The organism is Arthrobacter sp. LAPM80 (assembly GCF_046736435.1).
Lineage (GTDB): Bacteria > Actinomycetota > Actinomycetes > Actinomycetales > Micrococcaceae > Specibacter.
Window position 1 is genome coordinate 46,476 of sequence record NZ_JBCHVD010000009.1, and the last position, 14,075, is coordinate 60,550.

Genomic DNA, 14,075 nt, shown 5'->3' on the forward strand with positions numbered 1-14,075 from the left:
GACGTTCTAGGCTGTGAGGCCCAGCTTGCTCATGCGCCGCGAGTGGTTGCGGGTCAGGGCGCTGAGAATGGCTGAGACCTCGGCGGCCGCCTGTTCCTGCGTTGCGTCGGGGCGCAGGCCAACAAGGAAACTGTGCTTAGCGCCAATGCGCTGCACCTGGGCCAGGGCCTCCCCCACCATCCGCCGCCCCCACAACGCCAGTCGCGAGGACAGCCGGGGGTCCTCGGCCAGCATCTTCTGCAACAGTGCTGTCAGCTCGGCAACCTGCTCGTCGCTGGTGCGCACCTCGGCAATTGCCTCACGGGTGGGCTGGTCCAGGTGCTCGGCGATGGCGGTGTAGAACTCCTCGGTGATCGCCTCGACCACATAGGCCTTCATCAACGACTCATGCCAGTCGGCGGGCCGGGTGCGCTCATGGAACGCGTCAACCATGCGCTGGTAGGGTGCCATGGCCAGTTCCGGATCCATGCCCATGTCATTGAGCCGGGCACACATGGCCTCGTAGTGGCCGAATTCGGACACGGCCATTCTCCCCAGCACAGCCCGGTCACCGAGGGTCGGCGAGTGTTGCGCGTCCGTCGCCAGGCGCTCAAACGCCGAAAGCTCCCCGTACGCGATGCTGCCCAGCAGGTCCACCACAAAGTTGTCGTAGCGGGCGCTCAATTCACCTGCGGAAACGGAACCATCCTCGTTTGAAGCTGAAATACTCATAGGCTCCAGCGTAGTGCGTGCCGCGCCGCCCTTGCCCAAACGGGGGAATCGTTTACGCTGAAACCGTGCCGTACTCCCACATTGGCGTCAGACGCAGCGCCGCGCAACAGTCACTCGCCCATGCACTTGCTGCCCTGGGCGACGAATTCAAGCTTCCGGGCGATTTCACCCCGGAGGTCCTGGCTGAGGTTGACGCCGTCATCGCCGGGCACGAGCTTCCCGCCCCTGACCTGACGGCGCTGCCGTTCATCACGATCGACCCGCCCACGTCGCAGGACCTGGACCAGGCCATGTACCTCGAGCGCAGCGGCGACGGCTACGCTGTCCACTACGCCATTGCCGACGTCCCCTCATTCGTCCCCGCCGGCGGCCCCCTCGATTCGGAAACACGCCGCCGCGGCCAGACCATCTATACCCCCGGCCAGCGCATCCCATTGCACCCGCTGCCCCTGAGCGAGGGCGCCGCCAGCCTCTTTGCCGACGACCCCCGCTCGGCTTACGTCTGGGAAATCCACCTTGCGGCCGACGGCTCCCAAACCTCCGCCTCGGTCCGACGCGCCACGGTGCGGAGCGTCGCGAAGCTCGGTTACGAACAGGCCCAAGACTTGTTCGACGCCGGCACCGCACCGTCGGAGTACGCCGAAACGTTGGCACTTTTGGCTGAGATCGGGACGAAGCGCATCGAATTGGAACGCGCCCGGGGTGGCGCAAGCCTGAACGTGCCGGCCCAGGAAGTTGAGTTTGTGGACGGCCGCTACGTCCTGGACTTCCGCCCCAGCCTGCCCATCGAGGACTGGAACGCACAGATTTCCCTGCTGACGGGGATGGCCGCCGCCCAGGTGATGATCGATGGCAAGGTCGGCATCCTGCGCACCATGCCCGCGCCGGATGAGGTCTCGGTTGCTGCCTACCGCATGCAAACTGTGGCGCTGGGCCAACCGTGGGCCGCTGGCATGGCCTACGGCGAATACCTGCGCACGCTCTCCGCGGAGGACCCCAAGCACCTGGCACTCATGCACGCTGCCTCCACCTTGTTCAGGGGCGCAGGCTACACGCCCTTCAACGGTGAAGTTCCGGAGCAGGTCCTGCAGTCCGCCGTCGCAGCCCCGTACGCCCACACCACCGCTCCGCTTCGCCGGCTTGTCGACAGGTTCGTGCTGGCCATCTGCGCGGCACTGTGCGCCGGCGAGGAAGTTCCGGCCTGGGCCGTCGATGCGCTGGAGGAACTTCCCGACATCATGGCCGCCTCCAACCAGCTCGCCGGAAAGGTCGACAAGGCCGCCATCGACACCGTCGAGGCGGCCCTGTTGAGCCACCAGCTGGGAGGCGAGTTCAACGCCGTCGTGCTTGCCGGGCCGAAGAAGAACGGCCACACCACCAAGGCCGCTGCCGCCCGCAGTTCCATCCAAATCGCCGCCCCCGCGGTCACCGCCTACTGCGAAGGCGACCTCGAACCGGGCACGGTGGTGCGGGTCAGGCTCGCCGCCGTCGACATCGCCAAGCGCAGCGTTACGTTCGTACCGGCCTGAGCCGGCGGCCGCCCCCTTCGCCGAACGTACAGTTGATGGCAATGTTTGGGCACAACACTGTCATCTGCTGTACGTTCGCGGAGGGATTTGGTGCCGACCCGCTAGACTGATGGTGTAGACATGGATGCCCGGTCGTTGATTAAAGTTTTTGATTCAACAAACCCGCCCCTGCGCGCGTCTTATCAGCTCCTCCCGCACCCGTCATTCTGACGGCGGGAGGGCACGAAATTGCAAGCCCGCGATCGGCTTCCCTAAGATTGTGCCGCCATCTCGCGGTTCCGTGAGGCCTCAAGCGCCCGCGTTGAGCCCGGCCGGCGGCACCTTGTATAGACGAATTGAACGGTAAGCATTTGAGCATTGAAACAGATTCCCTGCTGCAGGCAGAAGACGGCAACGAAAACGTCGAAATTGACGGCACCCTGAGCAGCGACGAGCCCGCCCGCCAGGAAGAGAAGGAAACGTTCGCCAGCTTCGGCGTGCACCACGAGATCATTTCCTCCCTGTCAGAAGCCGGCATCACCCACCCCTTCCCCATCCAGGCCATGACGCTGCCGATCGCCCTGACCGGCCACGACATCATCGGCCAGGCCAAGACGGGAACGGGCAAGACGCTCGGCTTCGGCATCCCGGCCCTGAACCGCATCGTGGCCCCCAAGGATGAGGGCTTCCAGCAGCTGGCCGTACCCGGTGCACCGCAGGCCCTGGTCATCGTGCCCACCCGCGAATTGGCCGTCCAGGTTGCCAGCGACCTGACGGTTGCCTCAAAGCACCGCGGCATCCGCGTCGCCACGATCTACGGCGGACGCGCCTACGAGCCTCAGGTAGAGGCGCTGCAGAAGGGTGTCGAGCTCATTGTCGGCACACCCGGCCGCCTGATCGACCTGCTCAAGCAGCGCCACCTGAACCTGAAGAATGTCCGCATGGTCATCCTCGACGAGGCCGATGAAATGCTGGACCTCGGCTTCCTGCCCGACGTCGAAACCTTGATCGCAGGCACCCCGGCCGTCCGCCAGACCCTGTTGTTCTCGGCCACCATGCCCGGACCGGTTGTTGCCATGGCCCGGCGCTACATGACCCAGCCCACCCACATCCGTGCCGCTGATCCGGATGACGAGGGCCTGACCAAGCGCGACATCCGCCAGCTGATCTACCGCGCCCACAACCTTGACAAGATCGAGGTCCTGGCACGGATCCTGCAGGCCACCGGCCGCGGCCGCTCCATCATCTTCACAAAGACCAAGCGCACCGCAGCCAAGGTTGCCGAGGAATTGGTTGACCGTGGCTTCGCCGCAGCAGCCATCCACGGCGACCTGGGCCAGGGTGCCCGCGAGCAGGCGCTGCGCGCCTTCCGCAACAATAAGGTCGACGTCCTCGTGGCCACCGACGTTGCAGCCCGCGGCATCGACGTCGACGATGTCACGCACGTGGTCAACTACCAGTGCGTCGAGGACGAAAAGATTTACCTGCACCGCGTTGGCCGCACCGGCCGTGCGGGCAACAAGGGCACGGCCGTCACGTTCGTCGACTGGGACGACATGCCGCGCTGGGCCCTGATCAACAAGGCGCTGGGCCTGAGCGTTCCCGAACCCATCGAGACGTACTCGTCCTCCCCGCACCTGTTCACGGACCTTGACATCCCCGAAGGCACCAAGGGCCGTCTGCCGCGCAACAAGCGCACGCACGCAGGCATTGACGCCGAGGTCCTTGAGGATCTGGGCGAGACAGGCAAGCGCAACTCCCCCAAGACCGACGCCCCGCGCGGCGGCGGCAGGGACGGCAACCGGGGTGGTGCCCGATCGGACACCCGCCAAGGTGACAAGCGCCGTGAGGAGAACACCACAGGTGAGCGTCGCCGTGATGAGGGCCCCGCCGGTGAGAAGCGCGACGGCGGCCGCAGCCGACGTCGTCCCTCCGCCGACAGGGCTCCTGCCGAAAGCGCCGCTCCCGTTGCGGCCGCCCCCGCCTCCGAGGCAGGCGCACCGCGCGCACGCCGCACCCGCACCCGCCGCCGCAACGGCGAGGTCGTTGGCGCACAGGATTCCGGCGAGTAATCTCCGCCCACCGGCTGGCCCGCAGAAACGGCGAAAATTCACGATTTTTACGTGGTTTTCGCCGTTTCCTGCGGGCCGGTTTGGGTTAAAGGGGAAGGTAGGCGGCGGTCCCAGTGCCGGCTTCGACGATGCGTTCAAGCGCCTGAGGGGTCGTAAGGTTTTCGCCGAGAAGGTTCGGCTTGCCCGTCCCGTGGTAGTCGGAGGAGCCTGTCACGATCAGTCCCCTGCGCTTGGCCAGGCGCCGCAGCCAATCGCGTCCCTCCGGCGGATTGTCCCGGTGGTCGACCTCCACACCGAGCAGTCCGGCGTCGATCATGTCATTGAAAACTTCGGGCGGGGCCACCCTTCCCCGGGCCGACGCGACGGGGTGGGCGAACACGGGAACGCCGCCTGCAGCACGGACAAGCTCAACCGCCAAGACCGGATCCGGGGCGTAGTGGCTGACGAAGTAGCGTGAATGCGAGGTGAGGATGCTGGCGAAGGCCTCGTTCCTGTCCGCGACGATGCCTGCGGCAACCATGGCGTCGGCTATGTGCGGGCGGCCGATCGTCGCGCCGGGGGCAACGTGGGCGCTGACGTCGTCCCAGTTCAGCGGGTAGTCCTCGGCCAGCCTCACCACCATGCGTTCGGCGCGGGTCAGGCGGGCGTCCTTGGCCTTGGTAATCTCATCGAGCAGTTCCTCGTTGTCCGGGTCGTGGAGGTAGCAGAGCAGGTGAACGCTCACACCCCGGGACGTCGTGCAGGAGATTTCCATGCCCGGAACCAGTCCCACGCCGTGGTGGCGGGCAGCGGCAAGCGCCTCCGGCCAACCGCCGGTGGAGTCGTGGTCGGTCAGCGCCATGACGTCAAGGCGCGCCAGCGCGGCGGCCGCGACAAGGTCGGCCGGGCTCTGGGTGCCGTCGGAAACATTTGAATGCGCGTGCAGATCGATCCTCACACTCCTAGGGTACGTCCGTTGATGCCGTAACGGGCGGCACGGCGCACACACCACCGCGTCGGTCCCCGGTGTTCGGCGCACGCTCGATTCTTTGTCCCACGGCGCAAGCGGTGGGAGACTTAAGGGGTGAACCAGACTGAGCAAACCTCCGCGCACCCCGACCATTCAAGCGAGCAGCCCCTCGAGGACCGCGTGAACAACCGTTCCCAGCGCCCCGACTCTGATGCCTTCCGTTCGTTCATGGCAGCCAACTGGGCGCCCTCCACGGCCGAACTCCCCGCCCGGGCCGGCGTGGCAGAGCATGCCGCCCGCCGCCGTCGTGCGGTGTCCGAGCTGTTCAAGACCGAACGCCTCGTCATCCCCGCCGGGCCGCTGAAGGTTCGCTCCAACGACTGCGACTACCGTTTCCGCCCGCACTCGGCCTTCGCCCACCTGACAGGCCTGGGCGTTGACCACGAGCCCGATGCCGTGCTGGTGTTGGACCCGGTTGCCGAGGGAGCAGGGGACGACGGCGGCCATCACCGCGCCACCCTTTACTTCCGTCCCATGGCCGGCAGGGACACGAAGGCGTTCTACGCCGATTCGCGAAGCGGCGAGTTCTGGATCGGCCGCCGCCCCACCCTGGCAGAGTTCCAGGCCCAGCTCGGCCTGCCCACGGCCGACGTCACAGAGCTCGAGGTCGCCATCACCAAAAATGTTGGCGAACCCAGCATTGGCGGCGTGTCCATCCGCCTGGTGCGCAAGGTCGACGAGAACATCGACGCACTTGTTGACACCGCCCGCTACAACACGGCCGCCAACCCGGACGCCCTGGACTTCGGTGCCCTTGACGATCTCGACGGCAAGCTGGCCGAGGCACTCTCGGAACTGCGCCTGCTCAAGGACGACTGGGAAATCGAGCAGATGAAGATCGCCGTCGCCGCCACAGTCAACGGCTTCGAGGACATCGTGAAGGCCCTGCCGCGCGCGGTGGCCCACAAGCGCGGTGAGCGCGTCGTTGAGGGCGCGTTCTTTGCCCGCGCCCGTGAAGAGGGCAACGAACTCGGCTACGACACCATCGCCGCCGGCGGCAATAACGCGACAGTGCTCCACTGGAACCGCAACACAGGAACCGTCAACGAGGGCGAATTGATCCTTGTCGACGCCGGCGTCGAGGCCGACACCCTGTACACGGCCGACATCACCCGCACGCTGCCCATCAACGGCACGTTCTCCGAGGTCCAGCGCAAGATCTACCAGGCAGTCCTGGATGCCGCCGACGCTGCCTTCGCCGTGGCCGTTCCGGGCCGCAAGTTCCGTGACGTGCACACCGCAGCCATGGAGGTCCTCGCCGACCGCCTGGCCGCATGGGGTCTGCTGCCCGTCACCCCCGAGGTGGCCCTGTCTGCGGCCGGACAGCAGCACCGCCGCTGGATGCCGCACGGCACAAGCCACCACCTGGGCCTTGACGTGCACGACTGCGCCCAGGCACGCGCCGAAATGTACCTCGACGGCATCATCACCGAGGGCATGGTCTTCACGATCGAGCCCGGCCTGTACTTCAAGGAAGAGGACCTCGCCATCCCGGCCGAGTACCGCGGCATAGGCGTGCGCATCGAGGACGACATCCTGATCACCACCGACGGCCCCGTCAACCTCAGCGCGGCATTGCCCCGCGAGCCTGACGCCGTGGAAGCATGGATGGCCAGCCTCGCTTCCTAGCCACTGAGTCTATGACGCACTAACTGCACTTGAATCAATCATTTCTGGTTGATCTACGGGCAGTTAGTGCGTCATAAATTTTTAAGCACGACGGCGGAGCCTGGCTCACGCAGAATTCATCCCCCGGCGATCAGTGCCTTGAGCGCGGCGACATGCGCCTCGTATGCCTGCCGTCCTGCTGACGTGAGCCCCGCCCAGGTCTTGACGCGGCCCTTCCCCGTCGGCTTGCTGAGCTTGACGTAGCCTACCTCCTCAAGGACCTTCAGCTGCTTGCTCGTGACGGAGTCGGCCACACCGAGCATGTCGCGGATGACGCTGAATTCGGCCCTGTCGACCGTGCTCAGGAACGCGCAGATGCGGAGCCGGTTGGGGGCGTGGATGACTTCGTTGAGCTCTGGCTGGGTCTGGGCTGTCATGCAACGTCACGCAACTGCGCCCGCACTGCTGTGTCAAAGCGGCGGCCGAGGATGTTGACTCCGGCAAACAGCACGACTGCGGCCAGCCAGGCAACCCAGTCCACCGCAGCCACCCGTGCGGCCGCAACGCCGCCCAGCAAACAGACCACGAACATGCCCACCAGGCACCAGGCCCAGCGGCTGGCTTTTCCTGCCGACAGCCCGCCGATCCACACCCCTGTCTTTTTCACATAGGACCCGACGAGTACACCCAGGCCTGCAAAGTAGAGGACCACTCCGGCAACCATGACCACAGGGTTGCCCAGTGCATAGATCAGCACGAAGCCCGCCGCCAGCAGGCCAAGGGCCGGGTGGTACCACCAAGGCGTGACAAGCCGATCCGCCGCCGCCCGGCGGGAATCGCCGATCGCGAAGAGCGCTTCGCGCGCTGTTTCACTCGATTGATTTTCCATAATGGAAAGTCAATCACTTTCCATCTAGGAAAGTCAATAGTTGATGCCGGAGTCATCCGTAGGCGTTGCAAACACAGGACCCGTTGGCGCCTTAAACAAAACCGACCCGCGGCCCGCGGGAAAAACCACGTGGAGAACGCGGCCTTCCCCGCAGGATGCGGGTCGGATATTGCGGAAGGGTTCTTACAAAAGCTCAGTTGCCCTGCGTGCCTTCGTGGCCGCCTTCGTGGCCGCCGGCCGGCGCGTTGGGGTCTAGGGGCGCCGGTGTGGGCTCCACGCGGATGCCGTACTGCGGGCGGCCGTCGGGAAGGTCATTGAACTGGCCGCGGGGTGTGCTTCCTGCCTTCTCCTCGATGGATCCCTGCCCCGAAGCGGCGGGATCTGCCGGGGAGTAGGGGTCGTGCCAGCCGTCGGGACGGGTCGGCGTGTGGCCGCTCGATGCCGGCGGCTGGGCCGGCGGTCGGTAACCCTGGCCCGGCACGGGGCGCGGCGCCGTCGAGTTCATGGGCAGCTGGGCCAGCAGACGCCGGGCCTCACCGGCAACATCAGCGGTGACGATGACGTCGTAGCTGGAGGCCAGCACCTGGTTCGTGGAGGTGAAGTCGCGCTTGCCTCGCTGGGCTGCGTAGCCAATGATCGCAAAAAGCAGCCATAAGGCAGCACCCAGGAGCACAGCTGTGAACACGTTGACATACGGCGCACCGGCGTTGCTGCTGGCCGAATCGAAGAAGGAGAGCATGACGCCGATGAACAAACCAAACCAGGCACCTGTCATGGCGCCGGTCAATGCCACGCGGGGGTAGCTGAGCTTGCCTGTCACGCGCTCGACCATTTTCAGGTCGTTGCCCACAATGGAAACGTGCCGGACGGGGAATTTCTCATCCGCCAGGTAGTCAACTGCCTTTTGCGCATCCAAGTAGGAGGTGTAGGACCCGATTCTTTCCCCAGTGGGGACCGTGCGGGACTCATCCAGTGGTCTGGTGCGTCCAAAGAGGTTTGCCATACCCCTATTGTTCACCATAATCCTGCATGTTTGCTGGAGTATCGCTGGCAGTGAAACGAAAACCCCATGAATGCCCGCAGGGTCGCCATCGGCATTGTTTGGGTCATTGCCGGAGTGGGGAAGTAGCCTGTAGGTGTGAGCACTCAACCTACGCGCATTTTTGTCGCCCGGCTTCTGGGCCTTGACGTCTTTGACCCGATCGGGGACAGGCTCGGCAAGCTGCGCGACGTCGTCGTGCTGGGCCGCGGACAAAACACGGCCCCGCACGCCGTCGGCATCGTGGTTGAAGTCCCCGGCAAGAAGCGCGTCTTCGTGCCAATGACCCGCCTGACGTCCATGGACCAGTCGCAAATCATCTGCACAGGACTGGTCAACCTGCGCCGTTTCGAACAGCGCGGCGCCGAACAATTGGTGGTCGGCGGCATCTTTGACCGCAAGGTCACCCTTGTCGATGGCAGCGGCGCAGCCGTCATTGAAGACATCGCCATGGACCAGCAGCGCAACGGCGACTGGCTCGTCACTAAGCTGTTCGTCCGCCGCGGGTCCTCCACGTCGCGGCTGCGCGGACTGCGCCGCGGCCACACCATGCTGATCGACTGGGCCGAGGCCAGGACCGACGACGTTGCCGAGCCGCAAAGTGCCACGGTCTTCGTCGCCACCCACGAGGACCTCAAGCCAGCCGACTTTGCCGATGCCCTGCAGGAAATGAGCGACAAGCGCCGCGTCGAGGTTGCCAGCGAACTTCAGGACGAGCGCCTGGCCGACATCATGTCCGAGCTCCCCGAGGATGACCAGGTCACGCTGCTCTCCGCACTGGACAACGAGCGCGCCGCCGACGTCCTTGAGGAGATGGACCCCGACGACGCCGCCGACCTCCTCGCGGACCTGCCCAAGGCCAAGGCCGAGGAGCTCCTGCTGTTAATGGAGCCGGAGGAAGCCGAGGACGTCCGCCGCCTGCTCCAGTACGACGAAGGCACCGCCGGCGCGCTCATGACCCCCGTGCCGGTGATCCTGCCCCCTGAGGCCACCGTGGCAGAGGCCCTGGCGCATGTCCGCAGCGAGGATCTCTCCCCCGCACTGGCCTCGGCCATCTTCATCTGCCGTCCCCCGCTGGAAACGCCCACCGGCCGCTTTCTTGGCGTGGTCCACATCCAGCAACTGCTGCGCAGCGCTCCCCCGGAGCTGTTGGGCACCCTCGTGGACAAGAACCTGGAGCCCGTCTCCGACCAGGACGACATCAGCACCGTCAGCCACATAATGGCGTCCTACAACCTGAACTCACTTCCCGTTGTCAGCAAGGAAGGCCGCCTCGTGGGCGCCGTGACGGTTGATGACCTGTTGGACCATCTACTGCCTGACGACTGGCGCACCCATGAGGACGGCGCACCGTTCAGGAAATTAGGAGGACGCATTGGCTGAGCGGCACCACGCAAAGGGTGGCGGACTCGACACGCCCATGGAGCTGAAGTCCCGGCTCCTACCCAACCTGGCAGGCGACCCGGACCTCTTCGGCCGTTTTGCCGAGCGCTTCGCCAGGTACATGGGAACGGCGAACTTCCTGCTCTACATGACAGTATTTGTCGTGATCTGGATAGCCCTGAACGTCATTGGTCTGTTCGGGCTCAAGTGGGATCCGTACCCGTTTATCCTGCTCAACCTCTTCTTCTCAACCCAAGCCTCCTACGCCGCTCCCCTGATTTTGCTGGCCCAGAACCGTCAGGACGACAGGGACAGGGTTCAGATCGAGCAGGACCGCTCCCGCAACGAGCGCAACCTTGCGGACACCGAGTACCTGACCCGTGAGGTCGCCGCCCTGCGCATCACGCTGCGCGAGGTGGCCACCCGCGACTTCGTCCGCTCCGAACTGCGCACGCTCCTCGAGGACCTCATCGCCATGCAGGACGGCGAGCAGCAGGACGAGGGCGGCGCGCCGAAGGAATCCCGGGACAGCCAGCGCAACCCATCGACGAGCTCCATCAAGACCACCGCCACCAGGCGTCCCACGAACCTCTAAGGCAGCACCCCATGAATGCCCCGTCCCAACCCGCACTGCTCGCCGCCCTCGCCACTGTGATCGATCCCGAGCTGCGCCGCCCCATCACGGATTTGGGCATGGTTGAGTCGGTTTCAATGGACGACGCCGGCCAGGTCACCGCCGTCATCCGCCTCACCGTCGCGGGGTGCCCGTTGCGCGAAACCATCACCCGTGACGCCACGGCAGCCCTGGTGACTGTGGACGGCGTCGCCTCCGTCAACGTGGAGCTGACAGTCATGACAACCAAGCAGCGGGCGGAGCTGAAGGAACGACTCACGGGCAGCGCCACCGAACGTGGCATCCCGTTCAACGCCGAGGATTCCCTGACCCGTGTTTATGCCGTGGCCAGCGGCAAGGGCGGGGTCGGAAAGTCTAGTGTCACGGTGAACCTTGCTTGCGCGCTTGCCGCCAAGGGGCTGCGGGTCGGCATTGTGGATGCCGACATTTACGGCTTCTCGGTTCCTGGGCTCATGGGCATCACGCAGACGCCCACGCGCGTGGACGAGATGATCCTGCCCCCCGTGGGCCACGACGTCAAGGTCATCTCCATTGGCATGTTCGTTGCCGGAAACCAGCCCGTTGCCTGGCGCGGGCCCATGCTGCACAGGGCGTTGGAGCAGTTCCTTGGCGACGTGTATTTTGGCGACCTGGACATCCTGCTGCTGGATCTGCCACCAGGAACCGGCGACGTGGCTATTTCCGTGGCCCAGCTGCTTCCCAAGGCCGAGATCCTTGTGGTGACAACGCCTCAGGCCGCTGCCGCCGACGTGGCCGAACGTGCAGGTGCCATTGCCGTGCAGACAGGGCAGAAGGTTGCCGGCGTCATTGAGAACATGTCATTTTTGACCCTCCCGGACGGCAGCACCATGGAACTGTTCGGCTCAGGCGGCGGGGACATCCTTGCCAAGCGCCTGAGCCAGACGGTCAATGCGCCGGTTGAACTGCTGGGACAGATACCGCTGGATGTCGCATTGCGTGAGGGCGGGGATGCCGGGATGCCGATCGTGCTGTCGGACCCCGAGTCGCCTGCGGCACAGGCGCTGCTGGATATCGCGGGGAAGCTCGCCGTCCGCCCCCGCGGCCTGGCGGGGATGAACCTGGGCGTCACCCCCCGCTGATGCCTCGTTGAGGTTGGGAAAGTTACGTGGCTTCCATGTCGAAAGGGGCGCGCTGGCCTTCGGCGAGGCGCACAATCTCAGACGCGGCGGGGGCACCGACCGCGGCAGGCACCTTGTCCTCGTCCTTGCCCATCATGGAGGCAATGGCGGCACCCGGGGCCATCTTCAGCGCGTTGAGCTTCTCAAGGTCCTCGTCGTCAAGGAGCGCTTCGCGGATGATGCGGCGGGGATCGTACTGGCGGGGGTCAAGCTTCTTCCAATCGATGTCATCGATGTCAACCCCGGCTTCTTCCCTAATGGTTTCGCGCGCGCCAGAAGCCATCTTGCGCACCTCACGGATGAGGTTCTTCAGCTTCTCCACATATTCGGGAAGCCGGGAGGGGCCGATCACCAGGACTGCCACAATGACAATCACGACCAGCTCGGGGGTATTGATACCAAACACGTTAGGAAGATTACCCTCTCAACACTAAAAGCAACGATTCCCCACAGTAATGCACAGGAATTTTGGGCTTGTAACTTGCAATTGGACGGCCGGCGGGTGACGAAAAAAGTCTAGCGGACCCCCGCAATTCGGGGCATCGACAGCAACGGCTTACGCGCAGCTCGCACATCCGAGGTGCGGCCCGGGGCCCTGTCGGCCAGGGATTCACGCAGCATGGCCCGGCCCCGGTGAATACGGGAACGCACCGTGCCAAGCTTGATGTTCAGCGCGTGCGCCACCTCGTCGTAGGAGAGACCCTCCATGTCACACAGCACGACGGCGGCACGGAAGTCCGGCGGCAGCGCCTCCAATGCCGCGGCAACATCGGCGTCGAGATTGTTGAATTCAAAGCTGCGCTCGGGCCCGGGCTCGGTGCCGGGGAGCCTCGAGGCGGCATCCTCGGACAGGGCATCAAAACGGATCCGCTGCTTGCGCCTGGCCTGGTCAAGGAACAAATTGGTGGTGATGCGGTGCAGCCAACCGTCAAGGGTGCCGGGCTTGAAGTTGGCCAGCGATTTGAACACGCGGACAAAAACCTCCTGGGTGAGGTCCTCGGCGTCGTACCTGTTGCCCGTCAGGCGGTAGGCTAGCCGGAAAACCTTGGCCGAGTGGTTGGTGACAACCTCATCCCACGACGGCGTGGTCCACTCGGCTGAAACATCTGCATGGTCCTGGGCTGCTTCTGCTGGGCGCAACACGGGGGTGCTCGTTGGGCTCATCGCTGCACCTCACTTCAGTGGCGTTTATACCCCACGGAGGGGCATCCGGTCAGGCAATCACTCGGTTGAATCCTACGGCCAAGTTCCAACAGTTTGCCAAACAAAGCTGACGTTTTGCTGAACGATTGCAGCGAATGTGCCGCGTGTGCAGGCAGTAGGCTAGAGCTAGTCACCGCTACAGTTTAGGAAACACAACCCATGAGCGCCGATAAATCCACCAGCTGGTCCTACGCAGAGGGCCTCCCCGTGGAAGATATTGTCCTGCGACGCGCCCGCGAACGGTCGCACGAGCTGGGGTTGTTCCCCGTAAGCCCCGGCGTCGCAGCCGCCCTGACGGTCCTTGCAGCCACCTCCAAGGCCCAAACGGCCGTGGAAGTCGGCACCGGTGCCGGCGTCTCCGGCGTGGCACTGTTGCGCGGCCTGGGCCCGCGAGCCGTCCTGACCACCATTGACCCCGACATCGACCACCTGAAGGCGGCACGCGAGTCCTTCACGGAGTCGGGCTCCCCAGCAAACCGCACCCGCACCATTTCAGGCCGCGGCCAGGACGTCCTGCCGCGCCTGACCGACGCCGCGTACGACCTTGTATTCATTGACGCCGACAAGCCAAGCTTCCCCGATTACGTGGAACAGGCCGTCAGGCTCCTGAAATCAGGTGGACTGCTCATCATCAATGACGCCCTGGACAAGGACCGTGTTTCCGACCCCGCCATCCGTGAAAACAGCACGGTGGTGCTGCGCCGCGTCGGCAAGATGATCCGCGAGAACGATTCGATGGTCAGCGCCATGCTGCCCACCGGCGACGGCCTGCTCCTGGCGGTCAAGCGCTAACTCACCCGCCACAGGGCAGAACGCGTTAAGCAGAAAACCGGCGGGACAGCATTTGCTGTCCCGCCGGTTTTCTGCGGTTCTGTGTGGC

General features: G+C 64.9%; 14 protein-coding genes. 7 read left to right on the top strand and 7 right to left on the bottom strand.

Annotation, left to right across the window (positions count from 1 at the left end; all coding sequences use genetic code 11):
* Positions 1-6 precede the first annotated feature (6 nt).
* Positions 7-711 carry a ferritin-like fold-containing protein gene (locus AAGW05_RS10885; protein WP_411804542.1) on the bottom strand — a complete coding sequence of 235 codons (705 nt, stop codon included), beginning with the start codon at positions 709-711 and terminating at the stop codon, positions 7-9.
* A 65-nt stretch (positions 712-776) separates the two neighbouring features.
* Here AAGW05_RS10885 and AAGW05_RS10890 point away from each other — a divergent pair, with 65 nt between their 5' ends.
* Together AAGW05_RS10890 and AAGW05_RS10895 are read left to right on the top strand one after the other, a co-directional pair.
* Positions 777-2,240, top strand: a complete 1,464-nt coding sequence (locus AAGW05_RS10890) for an RNB domain-containing ribonuclease (protein WP_411804543.1) — start codon at positions 777-779, stop codon at positions 2,238-2,240.
* Positions 2,241-2,596: 356 nt separating this feature from the next.
* Positions 2,597-4,291 (top strand): DEAD/DEAH box helicase, encoded by a 1,695-nt coding sequence (locus AAGW05_RS10895; protein ID WP_411804671.1) that lies wholly within the window; start codon positions 2,597-2,599, stop codon positions 4,289-4,291.
* An 85-nt stretch (positions 4,292-4,376) separates the two neighbouring features.
* Here the strand turns inward: AAGW05_RS10895 and AAGW05_RS10900 are convergent, their stop codons facing one another.
* Complete coding sequence (locus AAGW05_RS10900) at positions 4,377-5,228, bottom strand: PHP domain-containing protein (RefSeq protein ID WP_411804544.1); 852 nt, start codon at positions 5,226-5,228, stop codon at positions 4,377-4,379.
* A gap of 126 nt (positions 5,229-5,354) precedes the next feature.
* Here AAGW05_RS10900 and AAGW05_RS10905 point away from each other — a divergent pair, with 126 nt between their 5' ends.
* A complete protein-coding gene (locus AAGW05_RS10905; protein WP_411804545.1) occupies positions 5,355-6,929 on the top strand; it encodes an aminopeptidase P family protein in 1,575 nt (524 codons plus the stop codon).
* 116 nt (positions 6,930-7,045) lie between these two features.
* Here the strand turns inward: AAGW05_RS10905 and AAGW05_RS10910 are convergent, their stop codons facing one another.
* The 3 genes from AAGW05_RS10910 to AAGW05_RS10920 form a co-directional block, all read right to left on the bottom strand.
* Positions 7,046-7,345 carry a transcriptional regulator gene (locus tag AAGW05_RS10910; protein WP_411804546.1) on the bottom strand — a complete coding sequence of 100 codons (300 nt, stop codon included), beginning with the start codon at positions 7,343-7,345 and terminating at the stop codon, positions 7,046-7,048.
* On the bottom strand, positions 7,342-7,797 hold the full coding sequence (locus AAGW05_RS10915; RefSeq protein ID WP_411804547.1) for a hypothetical protein: 456 nt from the start codon (positions 7,795-7,797) through the stop codon (positions 7,342-7,344). The genes AAGW05_RS10910 and AAGW05_RS10915 overlap by 4 nt, the downstream gene beginning before the upstream one ends.
* 193 nt (positions 7,798-7,990) lie before the next feature.
* Entirely contained in the window at positions 7,991-8,800 is an 810-nt protein-coding gene (locus tag AAGW05_RS10920; RefSeq protein ID WP_411804548.1) for a general stress protein, read from the bottom strand.
* A 135-nt stretch (positions 8,801-8,935) separates the two neighbouring features.
* On the opposite strand from AAGW05_RS10920, the gene AAGW05_RS10925 reads away from it, so the two are divergent.
* The 3 genes from AAGW05_RS10925 to AAGW05_RS10935 are packed head-to-tail and all read left to right on the top strand — an operon-like array spanning position 8,936 to position 11,953.
* Complete coding sequence (locus AAGW05_RS10925) at positions 8,936-10,219, top strand: magnesium transporter MgtE N-terminal domain-containing protein (RefSeq protein WP_411804549.1); 1,284 nt, start codon at positions 8,936-8,938, stop codon at positions 10,217-10,219.
* 37 nt (positions 10,220-10,256) lie between these two features.
* A complete protein-coding gene (locus AAGW05_RS10930) occupies positions 10,257-10,814 on the top strand; it encodes a DUF1003 domain-containing protein (RefSeq protein ID WP_411804672.1) in 558 nt (185 codons plus the stop codon).
* 11 nt (positions 10,815-10,825) lie between these two features.
* On the top strand, positions 10,826-11,953 hold the full coding sequence (locus AAGW05_RS10935) for an Mrp/NBP35 family ATP-binding protein (protein ID WP_411804550.1): 1,128 nt from the start codon (positions 10,826-10,828) through the stop codon (positions 11,951-11,953).
* Between the two features lie 22 nt (positions 11,954-11,975).
* Here the strand turns inward: AAGW05_RS10935 and AAGW05_RS10940 are convergent, their stop codons facing one another.
* Positions 11,976-12,398 carry a twin-arginine translocase TatA/TatE family subunit gene (locus AAGW05_RS10940; protein ID WP_411804551.1) on the bottom strand — a complete coding sequence of 141 codons (423 nt, stop codon included), beginning with the start codon at positions 12,396-12,398 and terminating at the stop codon, positions 11,976-11,978.
* 110 nt (positions 12,399-12,508) lie between these two features.
* Positions 12,509-13,156: an RNA polymerase sigma factor SigE gene (gene sigE / locus AAGW05_RS10945; protein ID WP_411804552.1), complete on the bottom strand. Its 648-nt coding sequence runs from the start codon at positions 13,154-13,156 to the stop codon at positions 12,509-12,511.
* 198 nt (positions 13,157-13,354) lie between these two features.
* Between sigE and AAGW05_RS10950 the strand changes: the two genes are divergently transcribed.
* Positions 13,355-13,987: an O-methyltransferase gene (locus AAGW05_RS10950; protein WP_411804553.1), complete on the top strand. Its 633-nt coding sequence runs from the start codon at positions 13,355-13,357 to the stop codon at positions 13,985-13,987.
* Positions 13,988-14,075 lie beyond the last annotated feature (88 nt).